The sequence below is a fragment of the Hymenobacter agri genome, assembly GCF_054778495.1.
On sequence record NZ_BAAGZM010000321.1, the window covers coordinates 1 to 4757 of the forward strand.

Genomic DNA, 4757 nt, shown 5'->3' on the forward strand with positions numbered 1-4757 from the left:
AGGCGATGGCGTAGGTGCGCGAGAGCTTAATCGTGGTCACGCCCCGGCTGTTGAGAAAGCCGTCGACGACCAGGTAACTCGGCGGCGACTTGACCACGTCGGGCTGGTACGGGTCCGTGCAAGAGCCCAGCAGCAAGCTCCCAACAAACAATCTCAGTGCGCCGAAAGTGGAAAGGAAGCGCATGGGATTAGAATTTAAAGTTGTACGTAACCGTCGGAATGGGATTGCCGAAGATGGACAGCTGGTAGCCCTTAATCTGCCCGTTCACCGACTTGAAGTAGATGGAGTACGGGTTGCGGCGGCCCGTGAGGTTGTACACGCCCACCGTCCAGGAGCTGTGGGCCAGCTTTTTCACCTTGTGGCTGCCCTCAATGTTCACCGACAGGTCGAGGCGCAGGTAGTCGGGCACGCGGTAAGCATTGCGGTCGGAGTAGAACACCCGCAGCGAGTTGTTGTAATAATACTTCGACAGCGGCAGCGTGATGGGGCGGCCGGTGCTGTAGGTGAAATTGAGCGAGGTGCTGAAGCGGTGGCTGAAGCGGTAGTTGCCCACCATCGTAAAGTCGTGGGGCTTGTCGAAGTTGCTGGGGTAGTAGTTGCCGCCGTTTATCATGTCGGCGGTGGTGGCGCCGTTCACCTGCACCAGCGAGCGCGAGTAAGTGTAGCTCACCCAGCCATTGAGCTTGCCGGTGAGCTTTTTCACGAATACCTCCACGCCGTAGGCCTTGCCGCGGGCGTTGATGATGTCGGTTTCGATGTGCGGGTTCAGCACCAGCGTGGCCCCGCTCTTGTAGTCCACAAAGTCGTAGAGCGTTTTGTAGTACGTCTCCACCGATGTTTCAATGGTGTTGTTCTTGAAGTTGCGGTAGTAGCCCAGCGAAACCTGGTCGCCCACCTGCGGCCGGATATTGGCGTCGCTGAGCTTCCACACGTCGGTGGGCGACACCGAGGCCGTGTTGGTAAGCTGGTGGATGTACTGCCGGGTGCGGGTGTAGCTCGCCTTCACCGACGAGTTGTCGGTGAGCGAAAAACGCGTCGAGAGGCGGTACTCCGGGCCCTGGTAGTTGGCCAGCACCTTGTTGTTGGCGTAGTGCACGGTATCGGTGATGGTGGCCTCGGTGCGAGTGTCGCCCGGGGCGTACTCATACACGTCGCGCGGCCCCAGGGCCTGGAAAAACGAGTAGCGCAAGCCCGCCGACACCGAAAAGCGCGGCGTGATATCGAACTTTTCCGACACGTACAGCGCACTTTCCAGCGCCCGCTCGCGGCCCAGCACCACTGGCTTCACCAGCGAGGCGTAGCCATCGGGCGTGAAGCTGCCGGGGGAGATGTTGTAGAGCTGCGTGCTGCCCCCGAAGTCGATGCTGTGCCGCGCGTTGGGGTAATAGCTGAAGTCGGCCCGCAGCCCGGTTTGCTCGATGGCGTATTTCAGCGTCGACGCCGTAAGCGGGTTTTTGCTGCTCGAAACATCGTAGTTGTAGCTGCTATAGGTGCCCGTGAGCACGCTGAACAGCTGGTTGGTAAAGTTGTGCCGCCACTTGAGGCTGGCCGCCTGGTTGGTGTAGTGGTAGGTAGTGTCGCTGCCCAGCCGAAACCGGTCGGAGCTGTAGTACCAAGTGGCGTACAGCGCATTTTTCTCGCTGAACTCGTGGTTGACGTGCGCCGTCACGTCGTAGAACGACGCCGAGCTTTGCGAGAAATTCTTGTCCGACAGCGACTTCAGCAGCCAGTCGGAATAGCTGGCCCGCCCGCTCAGAATGAACGAGCTTTTGTCTTTCACGATGGGGCCTTCGAGCGACAAGCGGCTGGTGAGGGGCCCGATGCCGCCCGAGCCGCCCAGCTTCTTCTTGTTGCCCTCTCGCGTGGTGATGTCGAGTACAGATGACAGGCGTCCGCCGTATTTGGCCGGAATGGCGCTTTTGTAGAGCTCCACGCCCTGCAGCACGTCGGGGTTGAAGGCCGAGAAAAAGCCGAACAAGTGCGACGGGTTGTAAATGGTCGCGTCGTTGAACAGAATCAGGTTCTGGTCGGTGGCTCCGCCGCGCACGTTCAGGCCGGTGCTGCTCTCCCCCACCGACTTCACGCCCGGCAGCGTCAGAATCACGCGCAGAATGTCAGTTTCGCCGAATACCGTGGGCACCTGCTTCATGGTCTTGATGTCGAGCTTTTCCAGCCCCATCTGCATGCCGGCCACGTTCTTGTCCTTCTCGGCTTCCACCACCACTTCCTTCAGCGTCACCACGTCTTCCTCCACGTCGATGTCGAGCTTGCCGTCGTTGCGCAGCACCACTTGGCGGCGCGTGTTCTTGATGCCCACCCCGCGGATTTTCAACTCGTGCGTGCCCACGGGCAGCGTCAGCGAGTAGCCCCCAAACTGGTCGGTGCTGGCGCCGATTTTGGTGGCCTCGGAGTAAATAGAAGCCCCAATCACCGGCTCGCCCGACTTGTGGTCGCGGATGCGCCCTATCAGCGTGGCCCGATTACCGGTGCCGCCCGCCGCGCCAATGGTATACACCCGGGCTTCCGACACGCTGATGAGGTGCGAGCGGGCCGCCGGCGTAGCGGCCGTTTCCTCCTCGGCTAGCGCGTCGGCGGCCGTGGCGGCCCGGAAAAAGCTGCCCGGTAGCGTGGTCGAGAGCACGGAGCCGCGCGAAACAATTATCCGGTTCTCGTCATCAAGCACGTAGTGAAACGGCGTGTTGACCAGCGCCCGCTCCAGCACCACGCGCACCGGCTGAGCCTGTACCTGCAGCGTCACAAACAGGCTGTCGACGGCCCGGGGGTCGAAATAGAAATGCACCGGCGCTTGGGCTTCCACCTGCCGGGCAAACTCTTCGAAGGGGGTGTGCGTGAACGTGCCGCTAATGGGCTTGTCGGGCCCTTGCTGGCAATAGGCGGTAAGGTTGCTCAGCAGCAGGCTGCCCAGCAACAGAAGCGAATACGCGTGTTTCATGAAAAAACTACCGGAAATAGCGCGGAAAGGAATAATGAGAGGGCGGTAGGTAGAAGGCAGCAAAGTGCTGTTTACCGGGGTAGGCCGTTGTAATAGCGCGTCAGCTCTACCACGGAATTTTCGCGGTTGGCTTTGTTAAAACGCAGGTGGTGCTCGCGCAGGTATTGCTGCATTTCGGGGCCGCGGTCGGCTAGCAGGCGCAGGGCCGCGCCCTTGCTGCGCACCGCGTAGTAGCGCCCGGCCTTGTACATATACAGTCGGTTGCTTTCGACAAACGATGCATCGATGTAAGGCTTGTTGAGGTGTTCGTAGAGCTTCTTGCTGTGCTTGGCCAGCGCCTGCACCGGGCCATCGGCCAGCAGCTCATAGTAGCCGGTCTGAATGATGTCGGCGTTGCTGCTGTCGGCCACCAGCCGTACAAAGCGGTGGCCCTCAATTGAGAAGGTGCGCAGCTTGTCGTCGATGAGCCGGATTCTCAGCGGGTTGCCGGGTTGCGCGAGGGCCACTTGGTCGAGCACGATGTCGTACTGTAGCTGCACTGCGCCAAATTCGCGGTCGTTATAGTTGACCGCGCCCGGCAACGTCTCGGGCTGCAGGTAAAACTGGTGACCGGTGCGGGTGTGATACTTGCGGGTATAATCGGCGTACTCGGGCCCGTTGTACAGGTAGGGCGCATTCACCGGCGATGCGGCGTATTCGCGGCGCAGGGCTTCGGCGGCGGCTGGCAGCCGGGCTTCAGGGCCCGCCACCTGGGCACGGGCCGAACTGGCAGCCAGCACAGCCGCTGGCAGCAGGAGCAGGAAAGTGCTCGGTTGTTTCATTCGGAAAAAAATGAGGATGATGGAAGGAAGGCCTCGCTGCTAAGGTACTACTGAGGAGTATTGGAACAAGTAGGGCGTAGAAAGAATACCAGATACTGTATGGAAATTTTCACGTAGCTGGCACCCGGCGTACTTTCGACGCCGCCCAGAAAACCTGGCAGTGACCCGACGCCTGCTTGTCCGGTGCGGGCAGGGCCTTCCTTCCCGTTTTTGCTGTTATGATTCTGCCACGCATACTCCTTGCCCTAAGCCTGCTGGGTGCTCCCGCCCTGCGCGCCCAAACCACCACCGTGTCGAGCCTGGCCGACTACGCCGGCCCGCGCTACCCCGGCGGACCCGATTCGCTGCGCGCTCTCGTGGGCCGCAGCATCCGGCAAGCGGTGCCAGCCCCCGGCGGCCGCATGCTGGTGCAGTTCGAGCTGATGCCCGATGGCCACCCTACCCGCTACACCATGCTGCGGCCGCCCGTCCCGTTGGATAAGCCGTTGGGTGAGGCCACGGCCAAAGCCCTCGATTACCTCGAAGCGCACATGCTGGCCTGGCAGCCCGCCCCGCCCGACCCGGAAGTGACAACTAAAGAAGCGCCCAAAATCAACCTGGTGATTGACTTCAGCACCTCGCCGGAGGCGCAACCGTACCCCTATGCCGACCAAAACCCGGTATTCGGCACCCTGGTGCAGCAACTGCCGGAACGCCAGCAGCGCTACCTCGGCACCCGGCTCACCGACCCCATTAAGCGGGGCCGATTCCAGTCATCCATTGCGGGGCTGGTCTTTTTCTCCCAAATGCAGGTTCGCTACCCGGTTGAGGCCTTGCGGTCGAGGCAGCAGGGAACGGTTTATGCCGCTTTCGAGATAAGCGAAACCGGGGCCATTCTGCAACCCGAGATTCTGGGCTCTGCCGGGCGCGCCCTCGACGCGGAAGTAATGCGCGCACTTGCCGCATTGCCGGCGGCTACCGAGCCCGCGCAGCTGCGCGGCCA

At 61.4% G+C, this 4757-nt stretch carries 3 protein-coding genes; 1 reads left to right on the forward strand and 2 read right to left on the reverse strand.

Annotation, left to right across the window (positions count from 1 at the left end):
• Window positions 1-188: 188 nt before the first annotated feature.
• The gene (locus ACYVDE_RS14730; RefSeq protein WP_460502304.1) at window positions 189-2954 is read right to left on the reverse strand and encodes a TonB-dependent receptor; all 2766 of its coding nucleotides are present in this window, start codon (window positions 2952-2954) and stop codon (window positions 189-191) included.
• A 71-nt stretch (window positions 2955-3025) separates the two neighbouring features.
• Window positions 3026-3775 carry a hypothetical protein gene (locus tag ACYVDE_RS14735; protein WP_460502305.1) on the reverse strand — a complete coding sequence of 250 codons (750 nt, stop codon included), beginning with the start codon at window positions 3773-3775 and terminating at the stop codon, window positions 3026-3028.
• Window positions 3776-3993: 218 nt separating this feature from the next.
• Between ACYVDE_RS14735 and ACYVDE_RS14740 the strand changes: the two genes are divergently transcribed.
• Window positions 3994-4757, forward strand: a 764-nt coding sequence (locus tag ACYVDE_RS14740; RefSeq protein ID WP_460502306.1) for an energy transducer TonB, incomplete at its 3' end; no start/stop codon positions are given.

Bases quoted from the DNA above. Each gene is read 5' to 3' on its own strand.
- ACYVDE_RS14730 (WP_460502304.1), bottom strand. From the start codon at position 2,954: ATGAAACACGCGTATTCGCTTCTGTTGCTGGGCAGCCTGCTGCTGAGC.
- ACYVDE_RS14735 (WP_460502305.1), bottom strand. From the start codon at position 3,775: ATGAAACAACCGAGCACTTTCCTGCTCCTGCTGCCAGCGGCTGTGCTG.